We start from the raw sequence: 20,212 nt of genomic DNA on the forward strand, positions 1-20,212 counted from the left end.
AAACAGTCTGGTGCACGACGCTGCCCACCGGCGACTTTGATGACCCGGCGCGGCTACTTTCCGGCCGGCGTCAGCGGGAACAGGGCGTCCTGCACTACCCGGGTGAGATCGCGGATGGCGTCTGCCTGTTCGGGCTCTTCGGTGCCTTCGGGGTTCTCGGTGTAGATCACCAGCGCGAAGGTGGAGCCGCGGTACGTCAGGAGCGCGGCGTCGTGGAGTTCCCCGCCGATCTCCCCATACTTGTGGTGCACATCGATCCCGGCCCGGGAGCCTGCGGGGATGAGGTCGTCATTGTTGGTGTCCTGCATGTAGCTGAGGAGCTCGGCGGTGTTGTCCTCGTTGAGCAGGTCCCCGGCGTACAGCTGTTTGAGGACCAGTGCCATGTCGGCCGGGGTCAGGAGATTCTGTTCCGGGTCGTAGGTGACACCGATGGACGCGGCGTAGTCGATGAGGCGCGGGTAGCCCACGGCGTCCATCAGCAGCAGCCATGAGTCGTTGTTGCTCTGGTTCACCATGGCTTCCATCTGGAAGGCGGCGTCGTAGTCGCCCAAGGGTTCGTCGAGGCTTGCTTCCCCCGTTTCCACCAGGTGGTAGTAGGCCGCAGCGGTGATGATCTTCGCGGTGCTGGCAGCCGCGAAAACGTCGCTGTCACCGAACGCCAGGGCGGCATCGCCGGAGACGTCGGCCAGTGCCAGCCCGATCCGGTAGTCACTGGCCTCCTCGAGGATGGACTCGACGTTGTCGCGGAGGGAGTCCGGCGCCTGGGCCACGGGCGACGCCGCGACCGTGGGAACCGGGGCGGCAGTACTGGCAGAGGGTTGCGAGCGGACTACGGCAAGGACCACGGTGGCAACGATAACCAGCGCAACGGCACATATCAGCAGCACAAGCTTCCTGCGTCCGCGGCGGGCGGTACGTATTTCCGGCACAGCTTGGGGCTCCACTGGGTGCACGGGCATGGGTGCTCCTGTCACAACTCAAAATCGGTCAGCTTTCCGCGCGCCCCAGTGCACACAGATGCTGATTAGATCATCCAAGATTGGGAGCTGCCTGAGAGGCCGCCGGATGCCGCGTCCTCCCAAAGGCGACACGGAAACTACATGTCGCCACGCAAAACACCGGACGCGCCCGAAATACCGGGTGCGCACGGAAATTCGCGGGTCGAAAACCGGGATGCGTGTCGAAAACCGTTAGCGGGTGCGCGCCGAAAGCGCCGCGTCCAGGAACTCCAGGTGTGTCGGGGCCACCCGGACGGTGCTGCCGGCATACTCCGGGTGCTTGGTGAGGAACTTCTTGATGAACGGGCAGACGGGAACGATGCCCTCGCCTGCCGCCACGGTGTCATCCAAAGCGACCGTGGCCAGCTGGCCCGCCAGGCCCTGGCCGCCGTATTCCTCGTTGACCACCGTGTGGTAGAAAATCCGCTGTGGTGAGCCGCCGCCGTCGTACTCCTTGTACGCCGCCTTGCCAATCACGTTCCCGGCATCGAGGATCTCGAAGCGCTGGCGCTCCGCGTTGTGGCGGACGGTAATTTCACTCAATGGCTTCTCCTTTGTAGCGGCCCTTGCACAGGATAACCCGGAACAGCCCTGGACTATTTCTGCTGACGTGGGCTCCCAGGCCTTGTAGGGTCGTGGGCACTGGATATCGAATCCCGGTGGGCAAGATGTCTTTTATGCCGCCGGGCCCGTGACGAAGGAGAGAACATGGCAGTCAACGACGACGAAGCACAGGTCCTGGACCAGTGGAGCAACCGGCTGGCCCAGGCACTGCAGATCCTGGACATGGACGTGGACCACGAACTGCTCCTGAATCTGGCCCGGAAGTCCGCGGACTCCGTGATCCACGCCGCGGCACCGGTCACCACGTTCCTGGTGGGCTACGCCGCCGGGCTGGATGCCGGGACTGGCAGCGCGGGTACCAGGGAAGCCTCATCCGCTGCAGTGGAGAAGGCTGCCCGGGTGGCCTTCCAGCTGTGCGACGACGGCCCCAACGGCGGTCCTGCCAGCCGGGGCTGGGCGGACACGGCGCAGTAGCAGGAATCCCCGCCTTATGGACAAATTCCCGCTGGACGCCACGGGGAAAAGTTCATCAGGCGGGGAGTTATGGCTCCTGCACGAAGGGACGGCAGAGCGTCCGGCTCAGCCCGCCGCCGTCGGCTCCTCTTCCAGGACAGACACGCGCTCGAGCCGGACGATGACGGCCTTCGAGGCCGGCGTCTGGCTTCCCTCCGCCACGCTTTCCAGCGGCACCAGGACGTTGGCCTCCGGATAGTACGCCGCGGCGCACCCCCTGGCGGACGGGTAGGAGACCACCCGGTAGTTCCGCAGCACCCGGTCCACACCGTCCGAATACACCCCGTGGATGTCCACGTGCTGCCCGTCCTCAAGGCCCAGCTCGGTGAGGTCCGCGGGGTTCACGAACACCACTTCACGGCCCTTCTTGATGCCGCGGTACCTGTCGTTGTGCCCATAGATGGTGGTGTTGAACTGGTCGTGCGAGCGCATGGTCTGCAGGATCAGGGTTCCCGCGGGCCGTTCCACATGCTCCAGCTCATTGACCGTGAGGATGGCCTTGCCGGTGGGTGTGTTGAACGTGCGGGAGTCGCGGGGCCCGTTGGGCAGGACGAACCCGCCCTCCTGCCGGATCTTCCGGTTGTAGTCCTCGCACCCGTTCACCACGTGGGAGATGTGGTCCCGGATCAGGTCGTAGTCCTTTTCGAATCCGGCCCAGTCCGCCGACGTCCGGTCCCCCAGCGTGGCGGCGGCGAGCCGGCAGACGATGGCCACCTCGGACAGCAGCCCCGGCGCCACGGGTTCCACGGTGCCGTGCGAGGCGTGGACCGCACAGACGGTGTCCTCCACCGAGACGAACTGCGGTCCGGATTCCTGCCGGTCGATCTCCGTCCGGCCCAGGGTGGGCAGGATCAGTGCCTCCGCCCCGGTCACGCCATGTGAGTGGTTGAGCTTCGTGGAGATCTGGACCGACAGCTCAGTTTTTTCCATCGCTGCTTCGGCGGCGTGCGTGTCCGATATGGCTCCCACGAAATTGCCGCCGAGGGCGATAAAAGCCTTGATGCCGCCGTCGCGCATTGCCCGGACGGTCTGGACGGCATCCAGCCCGTGGTCCCGCGGCGGTTCAAAATCGAACTCCCGCCCCAGGGCGTCCAGGAAGGCCGGCGGCATCTGTTCCCAGATGCCCATGGTCCTGTCGCCCTGGACGTTGCTGTGCCCGCGAATGGGCGAGGCGCCTGCGCCCGGCTTGCCGATGTTGCCGCAGAGCAGCAGGAGGTTGATGATCTCCTTGATGGTGGCCACGCCCTTCTTCTGCTGCGTGATGCCCATGGCCCAGGTGATGATCACCTTGTCAGCGGCGAGGTAGCGGGCCGCAAGCTCATCGATTTCCTCGGTGCGCAGCCCCGTGGCCTCGAGGACAGCGGCTTCATCCAGCCGGGAGAGGTGGGCCTTGAGCTCCTCCAGCCCGTCGCAGTGCTCCGCCAGGAACTGGTGGTCCAGCACCGTGCCGGGGTTCGCGGCCTCGGCCTCAAGGACGCGCTTGGAGACGGCCTGCAGCAGCGCCATGTCGCCGCCGATCCGCACCTGCAGGAACTGGTCCGCCAGGTCCGTGCCATGCCCGATGATGCCCTTCACCTTTTGCGGGTTCTTGTACCGCATCAGGCCGGCCTCCGGCAGCGGATTCACGGCGACGATGTTCGCCCCGGCCTCCTTGGCCTCCTCCAGCGCCGTGAGCATCCTCGGATGGTTGGTGCCCGGGTTCTGGCCCATGATGATGATCAGGTCCGCCTTGGCGAAGTCGTCATAGGAGACCGTGGCCTTGCCCACGCCGATGGTTTGCCCCATGCCCCACCCGGAGGACTCGTGGCACATGTTGGAGCAGTCCGGCAGGTTGTTGGTGCCGTAGGCCCGGATGAACAGCTGGTAGAGGAAGGCGGCCTCGTTGGACGTCCTGCCGCTCGTGTAGAACGCGGCCTGGTTGGGGTCAGGGAGGGACTTGAGTTTGTCCGCGATGATGCTGAACGCCTGCTCCCAGCTGACCGGCCGGTAGTGGTCCTCCCCCGCCTTCTTGTACACGGGCTCGGTCAGGCGGCCCTGCATGCCCAGCCAGTACTCGGACCGGTGCCGCAGCTCGCTGACGGGGTGCTCGTCCCAGAACTCCCGGCCGATGACCACGGGAGTGGCTTCCCAGGTCACCGCCTTGGCCCCGTTTTCGCAGAACTCGAACGTCTTGCGGTGGCCCGGATCCGGCCACGCGCAGCTCATGCAGTCGAATCCGTCCTTTTGGTTCAAGGCCAGCAGGGTCTTCCGCGAGCGCTCCACGCCCATGTGCTTGAGCGCCGGCTGCATCGAGTGGTAGACCCCGGGCACACCGGCGGCCCAGGTTTTTGGATGGCCGGTCACTTCCAGTTCGGACTCGTCCGCCTCTTCGACCTTCGGGTTCTTGCGCGTCACGCTGCACACTCCTCGGCTGTTCCTGGTCCCCACAAGCCACGGCACACGCCGGCGGACCAATTTCTTCCACAGTTGTTCAGCAGGTCATGGAAGTCAAGGGAATGACGACGGCGGCACCCGCCCGCGTTAGGCTGGTTCCCAAGGCTGAAGCAAGCGGCCGCAGGAACTTCTGTGCGGAGCCCATTAATGCCCGACGATCGTGCCCTCGCCGCCCTGGCGGCGTCTTCCTTCTCCCTGCCGGACCTGCGGGACGGCCAGCTGGCCGGCATCAGCGCCTTGGCCGGCGGCCGCGACGTCCTGGCAGTGATGCCCACCGGCTACGGCAAATCCGCCATCTACCAGGTCGCGGCGCAGCACCTGCACAACGAAACGGGACGCCCCGCCGTCGTGGTTTCACCGCTTATTGCCCTGCAGGAGGACCAGCAGGACGGGCTGGCCGGGGACCTTGGCGACCAGGCGGCTGTCACCATCAACTCCTCGCACAGCGATTCCGAGGTGGAGGCCGCGTGGCAGGCCGTCGAATCCGGGGAGGCCACCTTCGTGTTCCTTGCCCCGGAGCAGCTGGCCAAACAGGAGACCGTGGACCGCATCGCCGCCCTGGACATCACGCTGTTCGTTGTGGACGAGGCGCACTGCGTGTCCTCCTGGGGCCACGACTTCCGGCCCGACTACCTCAGCCTGGGCAACGTGCGCGAGCGGCTGGGCAACCCGCCCGTGGCCGCCCTCACCGCCACCGCCTCCCCGCCCGTCCGGGACGAGATCGTGGAGCGGCTGGGCATGGACGACCCGCTGGTGCTGGTCCGGGGCTTCGACCGGCCCAACATCAGCCTGGACGTGGTCCGCCACCAGGAAGACCGGGGCAAGCGGAAGGCCGTGCTGGCGCAGGTGGCCGGGCTGGCCGGCGACGGCCACGGGCTGCTCTACGCGGCCACGCGGAAGGACACCGAGAAGTACGCCGCAAAGCTCGCCGCGGAAGGGCTGCGGACGGAGGCGTACCACGCGGGCCGGTCCGCCGGGGACAGGGAGCGGATCCACGAGCAGTTCCTCGACGACGCCCTCGACGTCGTGGTGGCCACCACCGCTTTTGGCATGGGGATCGACAAGCCCAACGTCCGTTTTGTGGTCCACGCGGATATTCCCGAGTCGCTTGACGCCTACTACCAGGAGATCGGCCGCGCCGGGCGTGACGGCCAGCCGGCGGCGGCCGTGCTGCACTACCGCGCCGAGGACCTGGGGCTGCGGAAGTTCTTCAGCACGAGTTCCCCGGATCCGGATCGGCTGCTGGCGGTGCTGAAGGTCCTCAAGGCCGCGGGTGCGCCCACGCCGAAGTCCTCCCTGGCCGAGCTGGCCGGGTTCCCGGTCCGCCGCGTCACGGGACTGGTCAACCAGCTGGAGGAGGCGGGCGCCGTCATCACAGGCAAGCGCGGCATCCGCCTCCCCTCCAAAGCCAAGCTGCCCGCCCTGGTGGAGCGCGCCGTCGAACTCGCCGAGGCCCGGCAGCGCGTGGAGCAGTCCCGCCTCACCATGATGCGCGCCTACGCTGAAACGGACGGCTGCCGGCGGCAGTTCCTGCTGGGCTACTTCGGCGAGGACCTGCCCGAGCCGTGCGGCAACTGCGATGGCTGTGCCGAGGATGCGGTGCGGGATGTGCAGCCGGGTGACAAGGCGCACGACGGCGGCGGGGCGGCTTCCGCCGCTGCGGACGAGCCGTTTCCCCTCCAATCAGCCGTGGTCCACAAGGAGTGGGGCCCGGGGCTGGTGATGCGGCACGAGGACGACGTGATCACTGTCCTGTTCGAGCAGGAGGGGTATAAGACGCTGTCCCGGACCGCCGTCGTGGAGCATGAACTCCTCAAGCCGGCTTAGGTAGGCTGGGAGGAGACTCCAACGAAAGGCCCGCCTCGTGGAAGTACCCTCAATTGTCTGGACCCTGACCGTCGCCGGAATTGTTGCCCTGCTGGCTTTCGACTTCTTCTTCCACGTGCGGAAGGCACACACGCCGTCGCTGAAGGAATCGGCCATCTGGTCCGCGATTTATGTGGGAATCGCGGTGCTCTTCGGGCTCGGCGTGTTCCTGTTCGGCGGGGCGACCATGGGCACGGAGTACTTTGCCGGCTACATCACCGAGAAGGCGCTGTCCGTGGACAACCTCTTCGTGTTCCTGATCATCATGGCCAGCTTCAAGGTGCCCCGCGCCGACCAGCAGAAGGTGCTGCTGTTCGGCATCGTGTTCTCGCTGATCGCCCGCACGGCGTTCATCTTCCTGGGCGCCGCGCTGATCAACAGCTTCGCGTGGGTGTTCTACATCTTCGGGCTGATCCTGCTCATCACCGCCGGCAACCTGCTCCGGCCCAACAGCCACGACGACGATTCCGAGGGCCTGGTGGTGCGGCTGGCTAAAAAGTACCTGCCGGCGTCGGCCCATTACGACGGCGACAAGCTCTTCACCATGGAGAATGGCAAACGTGTCCTCACCCCGATGCTCCTGGTGATGGTGGCCATCGGCGGCACGGACATCCTGTTTGCCCTGGACTCCATTCCGGCCATCTTCGGCCTGACCCAGAACGTGTTCATCGTGTTCACCGCCACGGCGTTCTCCCTGATGGGCCTGCGGCAGCTGTTCTTCCTGATCGACGGGCTGCTGGACCGGCTGATCTTCCTCTCATACGGCCTCGCGGCGATCCTGGGCTTCATCGGCGTGAAGCTGATCCTGCATGCCCTGCACGAAAACACCCTCCCGTTCATCAACGACGGCCAGCACGTCAACGTGGTGGAAGTGAGCACCCAGGTTTCGCTCAGCGTCATCCTGGGCGTCCTGCTGGTCACGGTCCTGGCGTCCATCTTCAGCCCCAAGGGCAAGGCCAAGAACGCAGTGTCCGGAGCCCGGCGCCACGCCATCGAATACCTGGACCTCAACTACGAGACGGACATGGTGGAGCGGGACAAGATCTTCGCCAAGATGTGCCGCGAAGAGGACCAGATCCGCAAGCTGCCCGAGAAGTACAAGCGGCTCATCCGGAACGAAACCGAGTTCCTGGAGCTGCTGCGGAACGCCCACACGGAGCACGACAAAGCCCAGGTGCGCGCGGACGCCAAGGGCTAGGACGGCCTTTGTCAGACCCTCTTGCTAGGTTTGGATCAAGGCCAGGGGAACCATCCCCAGGCCGCTGATGACGGTCCGGATGTCAATGGGGAGGCCCAGTGTTTCTGCTCGAAGCTGCCGGCGGTGATGCCGGTGCGCCGCCGGACCTGGTGTTCTCCGCCAGTGACCTGGTGGCCGCCAGCGAGTGCGAGTACCGCACGCTCCGGATCCTGGACGAAAAGCTGGGCCGGGCCCCTAAAGCAGAATTTCCGGCGGACGAGATGCAGGCCCGCGCCGGCGTCCTGGGCGACAAGCATGAGGCAACCGTACTGGCCAGCCTGATCGCCAAGTATGGCGAGTGGGACGCCAGCCGTGGTGCGGGCGTTTACTCGCTGGAACGTGGCCCGAACCTCCGTGGCGAACTCCAGGCCAAGCACGCGGAAACCGAGCTGGCGCTGCGGTCCGGGGCGGACGTCGTGTTCCAGGCCACCTTCTTCGATGGCGAATTCCTGGGCTACGCCGACTTCCTGGTAAACGAGGCCGCAGGCACCAAGAACCCGGGCCGCTACGAGGTGTGGGACACCAAGCTGGCCCGGCACGCCAAGGTGGGCGCCCTGCTGCAGCTCGCCGCCTACGGCGACCAACTCCTGGGAATGGGCCTGGAGCCCTCCCCCGTCGCCACCCTGGTGCTGGGCACCAGGGTCGGCGAAGACTGGCTCCGCAGCAGCCATTCCCTTCCGGACCTGCTGCCCGTTTTCCGGGAACGACGCCGGCGCTTCCGCCACCTTACTTCACAACACCGCCAGGCCGAGGCCCCCGTGGAGTGGCAGCAGCCAGGCATCGTCCACTGCGGCCGCTGCGACTACTGTGCCGAGCAGGTACAGGTCCACCGCGACCTGCTGATGGTCGCCGGCATGTCCGTGGTGCAGCGCAGGAAGCTCCGCGCCGCCGGCATCACCACCATCGAGCAGCTCGCCGGGATGCCTGCCGGGGAAGCGCAGAACTCGGTGGTCCGGCTCCGCGCCCAGGCCCGCATGCAGCTGGGCCTGGATGCAGCCGCAGGGTCCCGGACGTTCAGCAAGGACGGCGAGCCGCACACTGTTTCCTATACAGTTTTGCCGGACAACACCATCGGGTCCCTTCCTCCGCCCAGCCAGGGCGACATCTTTTTCGACTTCGAGGGCGATCCGCTGTGGCAGGACCCCGCCACGGGCGTGTGGGGCATCGAATACCTGTTCGGTGTGGTCGAGGCGCCAGTGCCCGGCGTCGGCGATGATCCTGTCTTCCGCCCGTTCTGGGCACATTCACGGCAGGGGGAACGCCGCGCCTTTTTGGACTTCCTGGAGTACGTGGAGGAGCGCCGGGCACGGTACCCGGACATGCATGTCTACCACTACGCGCCGTATGAGAAAACGGCGCTGCGGAACCTTTCCCTGGCCCACCAGGCAGGTGAGGACACCGTGGACGAGTGGCTGCGGCAGGGCTTGCTGGTGGACCTGTACGCCACGGTGCGGCATTCGCTGCGGATCTCGGAGGCCTCCTACTCCATCAAGAAGCTGGAACCGCTGTACATGGGTGACAACCTGCGCTCCGGGGACGTCAAGGACGCCGGCGCATCCGTGGTGGCCTACGCGGCGTACTGTGCAGCCAGGGACTCCGGCAACCAGGCCGAGGCTGACAAGATCCTCACCTCCATCTCGGACTACAACCGCTACGACTGCCTGTCCACCCTCCGGCTCCGGGACTGGCTCCTGGATATTGGGGGCGGGCCGGCCATGAACACTGACGCTGCGGCCGGGAGCGTCGTGCCGGCCGATACGGCTGGCATGCTGGGCGGGCGGGAACGCCTTGCGGGACGGGAGCGTACCGCGGCACCTGATGAGACACCGGAGGAAGCCAGGCTTCGCGAGTACCTGGCCGGACTGCCGGACACCCGGCCCTGGACGGACGGCGAACGGGCCATCGCCATGGTGGCAGCAGCCACCGGTTACCACCGCCGGGAACGGAAGCAGTTCTGGTGGCAGCACTTCGACCGCGTTGAAGCTCCCCTCGAAAGCTGGTCCGACCAGCGGAACGTCTTCGTTGTGCAGTCCGCCGAGGTCGCCTCGGACTGGGCGCTGGCCAAGCCCCGGGAACGGATGCGCACCCGGGTCCTGCGGCTCCGCGGCACCATGACGGAGGGCTCGGATTTCCGGGCTGACTCAAGCTGGTGCCGGCTGTACGACGCACCGGCGCCGGACGGCATGGCTGCCCCCGACGCCGCACCCGGCGCCAGGGCCTACACCTTCGGCACCAGGATCAGCGAGCTGTCACCGGCGCCGGACAATCCCGAGCACACCGAGATCATCATTGCGGAACGTGAGTCGGGCAAGGTTTCTGCGTACCCGCACCTCCCCGTGGCCCTGACGGAGGACCAGCCTTTGGCCACCGCCAGCATCGAAGCCGCCATCGCGGAGGTCGCCGGCGCCGTGGGCGCGTCGGTGCCTGCGCTGCCCGCACATCCCGGCCTGGACATCCTGCGCAAGCAGCCGCCGCGGTTCCGTGCCCTGCCGGGCCCGGTGGAGGTCCGTCACCGTGACGACGGCTCTGCTGATTACGCCGCCGCAATCGCCGGATCCCTGCGGGACCTTGACCGCTCCTACCTCGCCGTCCAGGGACCTCCGGGAACCGGCAAGACGTTCATCGGCGCCCACGTCATCGGCCAGCTCGTGGCCGAGGGCTGGAAGATCGGCGTCGTGGCCCAGTCCCACAACGTGGTGGAGAACCTGCTGTGCCGGGCGATCGATACTGGCGGCGTGGATCCTGCCATCGTGGGCAAGAAACTGGCTGCACCCCACGACGTGCCGTGGAGTTTGACGGCCGACGGCGACGTGGCCCGCCTGCTGTCATCCCCCGGCGGGTGCCTGGTGGGCGGGACGGCGTGGACCATGACCGGCAAGGAAGTCCCGGCCGGCTCGCTGGACCTGCTGGTGATCGACGAAGCAGGACAGTTTTCGCTGGCCAACACGCTGGCAGTGTCCCGCGCCGCCAAGAGGCTGCTCCTGCTCGGGGACCCCCAGCAACTCCCGCAAGTGACGCAGGGCGCCCACCCCGAACCGGTGGACGAGTCTGCGCTGGGGTGGCTGGCGGCCGGGCACGCTACCCTCCCCGCACGCCTGGGCTACTTCCTGGCCGACAGCTGGCGGATGCACCCGGAGCTGTGCGCTGCCGTGTCCCGGCTCAGTTACGAAGGGAAGCTCCAGTCGGCACCGGCTGCGTCACTCCGCGAGCTGGAGGGGCTGCCGCCCGGGGTCGAAACCGTCTTCGTGGACCACACTGGCAACACCACGGGTTCCAAGGAGGAAGCGGCCGAGGTGGTCCGGCAGGCCAGGCGGCATCTTGGCCTGAAATGGGTTCCGGGTGCAGGCAGCGACGCACGTCCGCTGGAGCCGCAGGACCTGCTGGTGGTGGCCGCGTACAACGCCCAGGTGCACCTGATCCGGAAAGCGCTGGAAGAAGCCGGCCTTCCCGATATCCGCGTGGGGACGGTGGACAAGTTCCAGGGCCAGGAGGCGCCGGTGGTGCTCGTCTCCATGGCGTGTTCGGCCGTGGCTGAGGCTCCCCGCGGGGCCGAGTTCCTGTTGAACCGGAACCGGATCAATGTGGCGGTATCGCGGGGGCAGTGGCGGGCGGTCATCATCCGCTCCCCCGAACTCACCAGCTACATGCCGCACAAACCTGCGGCTTTGGAGGAGCTGGGTGCGTTCATCGGCCTGAGCCCGCGGGAGTAGCGCATCAGCGGGCGTTGAATCCGCGGAAGCGTCCCTCCGCTGCGGACATCTCGTTGTCCACCCGCTCCACCCTGCCCGGGGTGCGGCCGGAGTTCAACCAGTCCAGGAGGTCCCGGACCTGCGGCTCGGGACCTTCGGCAACCACGGCCACCGAACCGTCGTCGAGGTTTTTCACTTCACCGGTCAGGCCCAGTTCCTCGGCTTTGCCCATGGTCCAGAAGCGGAAGCCCACTCCCTGCACCACGCCGAACACGCGCGCGTCCAGCCGGACCGAATCCGATGCCGACCCGTCGTGCCCGGCCATGGTGCCCTCCTCAGGTAAACAGCCCGCCCAGCCCAACCAAGTAGCAGTAACTGTCGTTATGAGGCATCAGAACGACAGTTGACGCTACCTGGTTGGGCGGGGACGGGCGCTAGTTGATGGTGATGTCGCGGGTGGCGTGGTTGTAGCGGATGGTGACCGTGCCGCCGTTGTGGTGCAGCTCGTGGTTGGGGCCATCGAACGCGCCGTAGGCACCGTAGTTCTCGGCCCAGGAGCGGTTCAGCGCAATCTTGAAAGTGTAGAAGCCGGCGGGCAGTTCGGCGCTCTTCTTCCAAAGCTGGTCCAGGAAGTCGAACTCCATCTGGGCTTCGTCGTACTGCGGGGCCCAGTTCTCCGGCGCACCCAGGATGGTGTTGAAGTCGCCGGCCACAGCCACGGCTTCGGGTTGCGGGTGCGTCTCAACGTCCGGGCCCTCGAACGGCTCGGCGGCGGCATCGGCGGCCGTATCCTTGGCGGGAGCCTTGGTCTTGCGGACGGCCTTGACCACCGGCTCGACGGCGTCCTCGAGTACCTTCGCTGCCTTGCCCACGGCGGCGGCTGCCTTCTTGGCGGGAGTCTTGCGGGCCGTCTTCTTGGCGGTTTCTTCCTTGGCCGGAACCTCCAGCGTGGCCGCGGCAGCGGAGACCGGCCGGACGAACCCTGCGGGAGCGGTGGGGACCGGGGTGTCGGCAGGAACGGGAGTGCCGGCGTCGAGCGCGGTGGCGAAGGACACCGGGTCGGGGTAGGCAACGGTGGCGCGCATGCCGTCCTCGGTGATGGTCCAGCCGGAGCGGCCCTTCACCAGCCAGCCGGCCTTGACCAGCTTGGCGGTTGCCGAGGTGAGCGTCTTGTGTCCGCGGGGAATGCCGCCGCTGAGCAGTTCCGCTTCGTGCTCGTTGAACGGCACGCGGGCCGTCGCTTCCGCGAGGACCTGGCCCGCGTTCAGTGCATCGCCTGACCACACGCCTTCGGTCAGGACATCCAGAACGGTCTTGAGTCGAAGGAAGGTGTTTTCTGCGGTGGACTTGGCCATGATTCCCCTTTTATGAAAGCGATCGGTCTTAGGCATCTTGCCAACTGCCGATTAAATCGCGCGACTTTAATTGGTTAACTCTGCGTGTCGTGACCGACTATGAAGCGGATATCGCCACAAGTGAGGCGGAGGTCTCGGGTAAGGGCTGACTGCACAACCCTCTCAGCGCTGGTACGGGTGCCGCCCTGCACTCCCCAGACACGCCTGCGGCACCCAGTTTAGCGGCACAATGGCGCACTTGTTGCCTCGGACACAGGACGGTCAGGGCGTGACGTCCTGGCCGTTCAGTTCCGCCAGCAGCTCGGCCTTCCGCTCTTCCGACGCAAAGGACGAATGGATGGAGTTCGCGGCCAGGCGCGCCTTGTCGAATTCCGACAACTCGAACACCGCCGAGAGCTGTGCAAAGTTGTCGTCCACATAACCTCCGAAGTAGGCGGGATCGTCGGAGTTGACGGACACATTGAGCCCGGCGGCGAGCATGGCCGGCAGCGGGTGGTCCGCCAAAGTATCGACGGCGCGGAGCCTCACGTTGGACAGCGGGCACACGGTGAGCGGGATCCGCGCATCCACCAGGCGCTCCACCAGTTCCGGATCCTCCATGCAGCGGATGCCGTGGTCGATGCGCTCCACGCCGAGGACGTCCAGCGCCTCGGTGATGTACGACGCCGGGCCCTCCTCGCCTGCATGGGCCGTCAGCCGCAGGCCTGATTCGCGAGCCTTTGCATAGAGCCGTTCGAATTTGGCCGGCGGGTTTCCGACCTCGGCCGAGTCAAGGCCGATGGCTCCGATAGGCGCATCCATGGCCAGCAGGCCGTCCAGGACCTCCAGGGCGGAGTCCTCCGGAAGGTCACGCAGGAAGGCCGCGATCAGCATCGTGGACATGCCAAAATCCTCCTGCGATGTGGCCAGCACGGATGCCACACCGTTAACGCAGGTTTCCAGTGAAATTCCCCGTGAAAGGTGCGCTTGCGGGTCCATCATGATTTCTGCGTGGCGCACACCGGCAGCAGCTGCCCGTTCCAGATAGGAGTGCGTCATCGCCGCGAAGTCCTCTTCGGTCTGCAGCACCGCCATATTGGCGTAGTACAGGTCCAGGAAGGACTGCAGGTCGGTGAACTCGTACCTTTCCCGAAGTTCATCCAGCCCGGAATACGGCAGCTCGATGCCGTTACGCTCCGCCAGGGCGAAGATCAGCTCCGGTTGCAGGGTCCCTTCGATGTGCAGGTGCAGTTCGGCCACGGGAAGGACGCGGGCCGGGACGGCAGGCTCGGTTTCATCCGCTTCAATGTCAGGCACGGCGCTGCCGGCCGCAAAGTTTTCCATCGGGTCAGGATAATGCCCTGCGGCTGATTCGCCACTAGAGTCGAGCGAATGCAGAACGCCACGCACGCTGATGACCTGCAGTACCCGGCTCCCGCCTCCGCGGCCGACGGCTTCGTCCGGGTCCGCGGCGCCCGCGAAAACAACCTCCGCAACGTGGACGTGGACGTCCCACGCGACGCGATCGTGGCGTTCACGGGAGTTTCCGGGTCCGGCAAATCATCGTTGGCCTTCGGCACCATCTATGCCGAGGCGCAACGCCGCTACTTCGAGTCCGTGGCCCCGTATGCCCGGCGCCTGATCCAGCAGGGCCACAATCCCAAGGTGGAGCTGATCACGGGGCTGCCTCCCGCCGTCGCACTTCAACAGCGCCGCGGCGCCCCCAGCAGCAGGTCCACCGTCGGCACCGTCACCACGCTCTCAAACTCCCTGCGCATGCTCTTCTCCCGCGCCGGGACCTACCCGTCCGGCAGCACCCAGCTGGACTCGGACGCCTTCTCTCCCAACACCGCAGCCGGTGCATGCCGGGAATGCCACGGCCTGGGCGTCGCGCACACAGTTACGGAATCGTCGCTGGTTCCGGACCCGTCGCTGAGCATCCGTGACGGCGCCATCGCGGCCTGGCCCGGTGCGTGGCAGGGGAAAAACCTGCGGGACATCCTCACCCACCTGGGCTACGACGTCGACGTCCCGTGGCGCAAGCTTCCCAAGAAGCAACGGGACTGGATCCTCTTCACCGAGGAACAGCCCGTAGTGGAGGTGACTCCGCAGCGCGACAGGGTGGCCAAACCGTACAAGGGGCGGTTCTGGAGTGCCCGCAGCTACGTCCTGCATACCCTGGCGGATTCCCAGAGCGCGTCCATGCGGGAACGCGTTTTGGCGTACATGGAGTCAGGCCCGTGCCCGCTCTGTTCAGGCACGGGGCTGACGCCGGAGGCGCTTGCCGTCACGTTCGCGGGCAGGACCATTGCGGAGCTCAACCGGCTCCCGATGGCGGAGCTTGCGGACATCGTGCGGCCCACCGCTGAACTGAACGACGCCGGCACGGCTTCCCGCACGCAGCTTTCCGGGGAGTCCAACGAGGTAGCCGTAGCCATCACCCGGGACCTCCTGCATCGCCTCACGGTCCTCGTGGACCTCGGCCTCGGATACCTCGCGCTGGGCCGTGCCACGCCCACCCTCTCGCCCGGCGAGATGCAGCGGCTCCGGATTGCCACGCAGCTTAGGTCCGGTCTGTTCGGGGTGATCTACGTATTGGACGAGCCGTCCGCAGGGCTTCATCCCGCCGACGCCGAACCCCTGTTGGACGTGTTGGAGCAGCTGAAAAATTCCGGCAACTCCGTCTTCGTGGTGGAGCACAACATGGACGTGGTCCGGCGGGCCGACTGGCTGGTGGATGTGGGGCCGCGGGCCGGAGAATGCGGCGGCGAAGTGCTCTACAGCGGACCCGTGGATGGGCTCGCCGGCATCGAGGCGTCCGTCACCAGGCCGTTCCTGTTCGACGACGGCGGATTCGTCACGGCGGGCAGCGGAAGGGCAACCGGAAGTGCCGACGGCGGTTCCGGCCGTGTTTCCCGCAGTAGTTCGGAAATCGTTCGGGAGCCCGCAGGGTGGCTGGAGTTGAAGGACGTCCGCCGGCACAACCTGCGGGGGCTGGACGCACGTTTTCCCCTGGGGGTCCTCACGGCGGTCTCCGGTGTCTCAGGGTCCGGGAAGTCCACTCTTGTTGGACGAGCGCTTGCCGGGCTGGTGGGCTCCGGCCTCAAAACTGCGCTGGAACAGGATGCAGCAGCGGAGCCCGCCGCCACGGGAACCGCTATTGGCGGTGAACGCATCGACCGCCTGGTCACTGTGGACCAGAAGCCGATCGGGCGTACCCCGCGCTCCAACCTGGCAACGTACACCGGGCTTTTCGACGCTGTCCGCAAGGAATTTGCCGCGACCGGCCAGGCCAGGGAACGTGGCTTCGGCGCCGGCAGGTTCTCCTTCAACGTGGCAGGCGGGCGCTGCGAAACCTGCCAGGGAGAAGGGTTTGTCGCCGTCGAACTGCTCTTCCTGCCCGGCAGCTACGGCCCGTGCCCGGAGTGCGGCGGATCCCGCTACAACCCTGAGACGCTTGAGGTCCAGTACCGCGGCCGGAACGTAGCCGACGTGCTGGCCATGACCGTGGACGTCGCTGCGGACTTCCTGGCCGACGTGCCGGCTGCGGCGCGGAGCCTGAAAAGCCTCCAGGACGTGGGACTTGGGTACCTGCGGCTGGGGCAGCCCGCCACCGAACTCTCAGGTGGTGAAGCCCAGCGCATCAAACTCGCCACCGAACTGCAGCGGGCGCAGCGCGGACACACCCTGTACCTGCTGGATGAACCCACCACCGGCCTGCATCCCGCCGATGTACAGCTGCTGATGGCACAGCTGCACGGCCTGGTGGACGCGGGCAACTCCGTGGTGGTTGTTGAGCACGACATGTCGGTGGTGGCGGGGGCTGATTGGGTGATCGATCTGGGCCCCTCCGGCGGCGACAAGGGTGGGCTTATCGTGGCAACCGGGACCCCCGAAACTGTGGCGCGGTCGGGCCGCAGCCGGACTGCCCCCTACCTCGCGGCAGCCCTCAATCAGGATTTCACCAGCGAATACTCAGGAAAATCTCGATTTGATAACGCCGCTGTGATGTCCTAGCGTGAAATGCATGCCCGCCAAAGCGGGCGCATGAATGCCCGGTGCTGCCTCCACCAGAACTGCCCAGCGGCAGCCACCGAAGTTGACCTCTATTTGTCAGGGGCGGGCAGTGGCGCGACGATCTCCGGGGACGGAACCAGCGCCGGTGGCCTTCAGGAGCATCACCATAATGAAAAACACAACCTTCCGTACTGCCGCACGCCGTGGAGCTACCGTGGCCGTGATCTCAGCAGCAGGCCTCGCACTTTCCGGCACCGCCGCAAACGCGACCACCAGCACCTCCACGTGGGACGCCCTGGCACAGTGTGAAAGCGGCGGTAACTGGGCAACCAACACCGGAAACGGCTACTCCGGCGGGCTGCAGTTCAGCGCCAGCACCTGGTCCGCATACGGCGGCACCGGTTCACCCGCGGACGCGAGCCGCGAGCAGCAGATTGCCGTCGCCGAGCAGGTCCAAGCTTCGCAGGGCTGGGGAGCCTGGCCCTCCTGCTCTGCCCAGCTGGGCCTAAGCGGCGGCGCCACCGGGACTGCGCCCGTTCAGCAGGCCCCCGTTCAGCAGATTCCCGTCCAGCAGGCACCGGTCCAGCAGGTCCAGAGCGCGCCGGTCCAGGCAGCTCCTGTTACCCAGGCACCCGCCGCCAAGCATGCCAAAGCAGTTGCCCTGAGCGGGGAAACCTACACGCTGGAGGCCGGCGACACCCTGAGCATTGTTGCCGAAAAGCTGGGCATCCAGGGCGGCTGGCAGCAACTTGCTGATGCCAATCTGGACACCATCTCCGATCCCAACCTCGTCTTCGAGGGCCAGGTCATCCAGCTTCCGTTATAAAAACTGCACCGCAGCTGCCCGCCAGCTGCAAAAGCCCTCACGGGCCCTATGAACAGGTCGGCGATAGACAAATTCCGTTGACCAAAAAACGACGCCGGCACGCCCCCACAAGGGGAGTGCCGGCGTCGTTCTTTAATCCAGCCTGCCGTACGTCAACGCGCGGCGGCAAGCCAGCTGTCAGCTGGCGGGAATCTCACGGACGATCCGCACCTTCCAGGCGTGTTCGTCGCTGGTGTCCAGCAGTGCGACGGTGCCATGGGCCAGGTTCAAGGCAACGCGCTTGGCGGCAAGCAGCTCGAGGTAGAGGTGCTCGTTCATCCTGGCGGGGGTGTCGATCATGTACTTCACGGCGTCGCGCACCTTGCGGTAGTTGGCGCTGCGTTCGCGGTGCATGTGCAGTTCAAGGGCGGACTGCTGGCGGAGCCGGGGTTCGTGGCGGTTCAACAGGGTGACGGCGGTGTGCACGCCAACCACGAGTGCAAGCGAAACCACGTAAATCCACCATCCGCTGGACAGCAGGAACAGCGGCAGGTTGCCGATGGCCACGAGCGCGATCACCACACGGAGGGCAGCGATGCGGCGCACAGTCTTGGCGACGGCGGCCACGCCGTCACGGAAGCGGTGCTGCTCCTTGCGCGCGGCGGCAGGATCAATGGTGAATTCGTCAAGGACCAGGATGCCCTTTGCTTCCGGACTCAGCATCTGCCCGTAACGGGGCACGCTGGGGGAGGTGATTCCGGTGGTTACTTCGGGTGTTAATGTCATGAGAGGGCTTCCAGAACGCGGGGTGGGTTGCGGACACCTTAGTGGTTTTAACTCCTTTGTGTATGCATAGGTCCACTATCTGGACATCCGGAGCGCCTGGCCTGTGGTCCTCGGCACTGCAATTGGAACATCCGCCGGGTGCCGTCAGACTGAATGGATGCAAACCTTCCTCCCGTACCCTGAATTCCGGCAGAGCGCCGAAGCATTGGACACCGCCCGGCTTGGCAAGCAACGGGTCGAGGCACTCCAGACGCTCCGCGCCCTGGTCATTCCCGGATACGGCTGGCAGACCCACCCGGCAATCCGCATGTGGATGGGCTATGTGCCGGCGCTGACCATGTATGGCCTGGCCATGGTTGACGAATGGACCAAGCGGGGCCACCCGGACAACACCCGGGCCAACATCATGGAGTTCGCCCCGCAGGCGGCACACCCGGATTACGCGGCGAAGATTCCCATGCCGCCGTGGCTCGGCGACCCGGACTTCCACCTCAGCCACCGCTCCAAGCTGGTGCGCAAGGAGCCCAAGTTCTACCGCTCCCTTTTTGCTGATGCGAACCCGGACATGGACTACGTCTGGCCGGAGCCGAAGCACGAGTTCCTGCCGCAGGAGCCAGAGGGTGACATCCTGTGGATCCTGCGCGATCCCCATGACGACGTCGATCCCCAGACGTTGACCACGGTGGCCCTTCCGCCCGTGAGCGGCAGCATCGCCGCCGCGGCGGGCATGGGCGACGACTACTCCCCGGTGTATATCGACGACGGATCCCGCCGCCCCTCGCGCCAGCCCCGGAAGGCGCCGCCCAAGCAACAGGTGAAGAAACCTACGCGCAAGCGCCTGGCGCAAGAGGAGGCTTTCTCCACCTTGCCGGGAAAGACGCCTGTGGCGGTCCCGTTCGAGCATGGAGCCAAGTTTGCCGTAGGCCAGGTGGTGGGCCGTCCCATCACCCTGGAGGACGGCAGGTTCGGCCGCAACTTCACCGTTACGGAGATCATCGACCGGTCCGCTTTTGCCTACCCGGCTCTTCTGCAGGATCCCCGCGTGTTCTTCCCGGTGGAAGCCCCGTAGCCGCATGACCATCCTCCTGGCAGGCTGCGGCGACCTCGGAACCGAAGCAGGTCTGCGGTTCGCCGCCCTGGGCCATCACGTGGTGGGCTGGCGCCGCTCACCTGCCAAGCTGCCGCCCGCCATTAAAGGTGTGGCGGCTGACTTGAGCGCTCCGGAGCTGCCGCCTGTCCCGGCGGACACCACCGCCGTCGTTATTGCTGTGGCAGCGGACTCGCCGTCCGAGGACGACTACCGTGCGGCGTACCTTGGCGGGGTAACGCACGTCCTGGACGCTTTGGAGCGCGACGGCGCCATGCCCCAGCGGGTGCTTTTTGTCTCCTCGACGGCCGTGTACGGGGACGCCGGCGGTGGCTGGGTGGATGAAAAGACTACACCTGCGCCGGGCGGGTTCTCAGGCCGTGTCCTGGTGGAGGCGGAGGAGCTTCTGCGGTCCCGGCTGGCGGGAACGGGTACTGCGGCCGTGTCCCTCCGGCTGGGCGGCATCTATGGTCCCGGCCGGACCCGCCTGATCGACCAGGTGCGCAGCGGGTCAGCCGTTGTCCCCGCGGACCTCCGCTACACCAACCGCATCCACCGTGACGACGCCGCGGCCGCTATCGTCCACCTGGCCACTATGGCCGCTGAACCCTCGCCGGTTTACGTGGGAGTGGACAACGATCCGGCTGACCTTGGCGCTGTGCTGCGCTTCCTGGCCGCTGAGATGGGCCTCGCCGCCCCGCCCGTGGGTGATGCGGGACCCGCGCGCGGCGGCAACAAGCGCTGCCGAAACGACCTCCTGCGGAGCACCGGTCTCAGCCCCACCTTCCCGTCGTTCAGGGAAGGCTACCGGGACATCCTTGCGGGAAACGGCGTCCGCCACCCGTAGCCAACATCGCCGGGACGGTTCCACCGTTTAGGCTGA

The 20,212-nt window shown here is 66.4% G+C and carries 15 protein-coding genes; 8 read left to right on the forward strand and 7 right to left on the reverse strand.

Going from position 1 to position 20,212, the window contains the following annotated elements:
• Positions 1-53 precede the first annotated feature (53 nt).
• Together AC5RWA_RS17935 and AC5RWA_RS17940 are read right to left on the reverse strand one after the other, a co-directional pair.
• Positions 54-959: a serine hydrolase gene (locus AC5RWA_RS17935; protein ID WP_494058541.1), complete on the reverse strand. Its 906-nt coding sequence runs from the start codon at positions 957-959 to the stop codon at positions 54-56.
• A 231-nt stretch (positions 960-1,190) separates the two neighbouring features.
• Positions 1,191-1,541, reverse strand: coding sequence for a GNAT family N-acetyltransferase (locus tag AC5RWA_RS17940; protein ID WP_494058542.1), 351 nt, complete (start codon positions 1,539-1,541; stop codon positions 1,191-1,193).
• Between the two features lie 165 nt (positions 1,542-1,706).
• On the opposite strand from AC5RWA_RS17940, the gene AC5RWA_RS17945 reads away from it, so the two are divergent.
• The gene (locus tag AC5RWA_RS17945; RefSeq protein WP_494058543.1) at positions 1,707-2,036 is read left to right on the forward strand and encodes a DUF6457 domain-containing protein; all 330 of its coding nucleotides are present in this window, start codon (positions 1,707-1,709) and stop codon (positions 2,034-2,036) included.
• 105 nt (positions 2,037-2,141) lie between these two features.
• Here AC5RWA_RS17945 and AC5RWA_RS17950 read toward each other — a convergent pair whose 3' ends face one another.
• On the reverse strand, positions 2,142-4,469 hold the full coding sequence (locus AC5RWA_RS17950) for an FdhF/YdeP family oxidoreductase (RefSeq protein ID WP_494058544.1): 2,328 nt from the start codon (positions 4,467-4,469) through the stop codon (positions 2,142-2,144).
• A 186-nt stretch (positions 4,470-4,655) separates the two neighbouring features.
• Here AC5RWA_RS17950 and AC5RWA_RS17955 point away from each other — a divergent pair, with 186 nt between their 5' ends.
• From AC5RWA_RS17955 to AC5RWA_RS17965, 3 genes are all read left to right on the forward strand, one after another.
• The gene (locus AC5RWA_RS17955) at positions 4,656-6,335 is read left to right on the forward strand and encodes a RecQ family ATP-dependent DNA helicase (RefSeq protein WP_494058545.1); all 1,680 of its coding nucleotides are present in this window, start codon (positions 4,656-4,658) and stop codon (positions 6,333-6,335) included.
• A gap of 37 nt (positions 6,336-6,372) precedes the next feature.
• The gene (locus AC5RWA_RS17960) at positions 6,373-7,572 is read left to right on the forward strand and encodes a TerC family protein (protein ID WP_494058546.1); all 1,200 of its coding nucleotides are present in this window, start codon (positions 6,373-6,375) and stop codon (positions 7,570-7,572) included.
• Between the two features lie 98 nt (positions 7,573-7,670).
• Positions 7,671-11,321, forward strand: a complete 3,651-nt coding sequence (locus tag AC5RWA_RS17965) for a TM0106 family RecB-like putative nuclease (RefSeq protein ID WP_494058547.1) — start codon at positions 7,671-7,673, stop codon at positions 11,319-11,321.
• A 4-nt stretch (positions 11,322-11,325) separates the two neighbouring features.
• Here AC5RWA_RS17965 and AC5RWA_RS17970 read toward each other — a convergent pair whose 3' ends face one another.
• The 3 genes from AC5RWA_RS17970 to AC5RWA_RS17980 all read right to left on the reverse strand — a co-directional run bounded on the left by AC5RWA_RS17970 (position 11,326) and on the right by AC5RWA_RS17980 (position 13,978).
• Positions 11,326-11,625 carry an acylphosphatase gene (locus AC5RWA_RS17970; protein ID WP_115524274.1) on the reverse strand — a complete coding sequence of 100 codons (300 nt, stop codon included), beginning with the start codon at positions 11,623-11,625 and terminating at the stop codon, positions 11,326-11,328.
• Positions 11,626-11,734: 109 nt separating this feature from the next.
• Complete coding sequence (locus AC5RWA_RS17975; RefSeq protein WP_494058548.1) at positions 11,735-12,655, reverse strand: pullulanase X25 domain-containing protein; 921 nt, start codon at positions 12,653-12,655, stop codon at positions 11,735-11,737.
• A gap of 261 nt (positions 12,656-12,916) precedes the next feature.
• Entirely contained in the window at positions 12,917-13,978 is a 1,062-nt protein-coding gene (locus AC5RWA_RS17980; protein ID WP_494058549.1) for an adenosine deaminase, read from the reverse strand.
• 48 nt (positions 13,979-14,026) lie between these two features.
• Between AC5RWA_RS17980 and AC5RWA_RS17985 the strand changes: the two genes are divergently transcribed.
• Positions 14,027-16,651: an excinuclease ABC subunit UvrA gene (locus AC5RWA_RS17985; RefSeq protein ID WP_494058550.1), complete on the forward strand. Its 2,625-nt coding sequence runs from the start codon at positions 14,027-14,029 to the stop codon at positions 16,649-16,651.
• A 169-nt stretch (positions 16,652-16,820) separates the two neighbouring features.
• Positions 16,821-17,477: a transglycosylase family protein gene (locus AC5RWA_RS17990; protein WP_494058551.1), complete on the forward strand. Its 657-nt coding sequence runs from the start codon at positions 16,821-16,823 to the stop codon at positions 17,475-17,477.
• Between the two features lie 177 nt (positions 17,478-17,654).
• Here AC5RWA_RS17990 and AC5RWA_RS17995 read toward each other — a convergent pair whose 3' ends face one another.
• Positions 17,655-18,242 (reverse strand): hypothetical protein, encoded by a 588-nt coding sequence (locus tag AC5RWA_RS17995; protein WP_079599087.1) that lies wholly within the window; start codon positions 18,240-18,242, stop codon positions 17,655-17,657.
• A gap of 157 nt (positions 18,243-18,399) precedes the next feature.
• Here AC5RWA_RS17995 and AC5RWA_RS18000 point away from each other — a divergent pair, with 157 nt between their 5' ends.
• Both AC5RWA_RS18000 and AC5RWA_RS18005 read left to right on the forward strand, forming a co-directional pair.
• Complete coding sequence (locus tag AC5RWA_RS18000; protein ID WP_115524270.1) at positions 18,400-19,311, forward strand: MSMEG_6728 family protein; 912 nt, start codon at positions 18,400-18,402, stop codon at positions 19,309-19,311.
• Between the two features lie 4 nt (positions 19,312-19,315).
• The gene (locus AC5RWA_RS18005; protein ID WP_494058552.1) at positions 19,316-20,176 is read left to right on the forward strand and encodes an SDR family oxidoreductase; all 861 of its coding nucleotides are present in this window, start codon (positions 19,316-19,318) and stop codon (positions 20,174-20,176) included.
• Positions 20,177-20,212: the final 36 nt, after the last annotated feature.

The sequence above is a fragment of the Arthrobacter sp. 210 2 genome, assembly GCF_059093025.1.

Bases quoted from the DNA above. Each gene is read 5' to 3' on its own strand.
- AC5RWA_RS18005 (WP_494058552.1), top strand. From the start codon at position 19,316: ATGACCATCCTCCTGGCAGGCTGCGGCGACCTCGGAACCGAAGCAGGT.
- AC5RWA_RS17995 (WP_079599087.1), bottom strand. From the start codon at position 18,242: ATGACATTAACACCCGAAGTAACCACCGGAATCACCTCCCCCAGCGTG.
- AC5RWA_RS17990 (WP_494058551.1), top strand. From the start codon at position 16,821: ATGAAAAACACAACCTTCCGTACTGCCGCACGCCGTGGAGCTACCGTG.
- AC5RWA_RS17980 (WP_494058549.1), bottom strand. From the start codon at position 13,978: ATGGAAAACTTTGCGGCCGGCAGCGCCGTGCCTGACATTGAAGCGGAT.
- AC5RWA_RS17955 (WP_494058545.1), top strand. From the start codon at position 4,656: ATGCCCGACGATCGTGCCCTCGCCGCCCTGGCGGCGTCTTCCTTCTCC.
- AC5RWA_RS17945 (WP_494058543.1), top strand. From the start codon at position 1,707: ATGGCAGTCAACGACGACGAAGCACAGGTCCTGGACCAGTGGAGCAAC.
- AC5RWA_RS17935 (WP_494058541.1), bottom strand. From the start codon at position 959: ATGCCCGTGCACCCAGTGGAGCCCCAAGCTGTGCCGGAAATACGTACC.
- AC5RWA_RS18000 (WP_115524270.1), top strand. From the start codon at position 18,400: ATGCAAACCTTCCTCCCGTACCCTGAATTCCGGCAGAGCGCCGAAGCA.
- AC5RWA_RS17975 (WP_494058548.1), bottom strand. From the start codon at position 12,655: ATGGCCAAGTCCACCGCAGAAAACACCTTCCTTCGACTCAAGACCGTT.
- AC5RWA_RS17985 (WP_494058550.1), top strand. From the start codon at position 14,027: ATGCAGAACGCCACGCACGCTGATGACCTGCAGTACCCGGCTCCCGCC.
- AC5RWA_RS17970 (WP_115524274.1), bottom strand. From the start codon at position 11,625: ATGGCCGGGCACGACGGGTCGGCATCGGATTCGGTCCGGCTGGACGCG.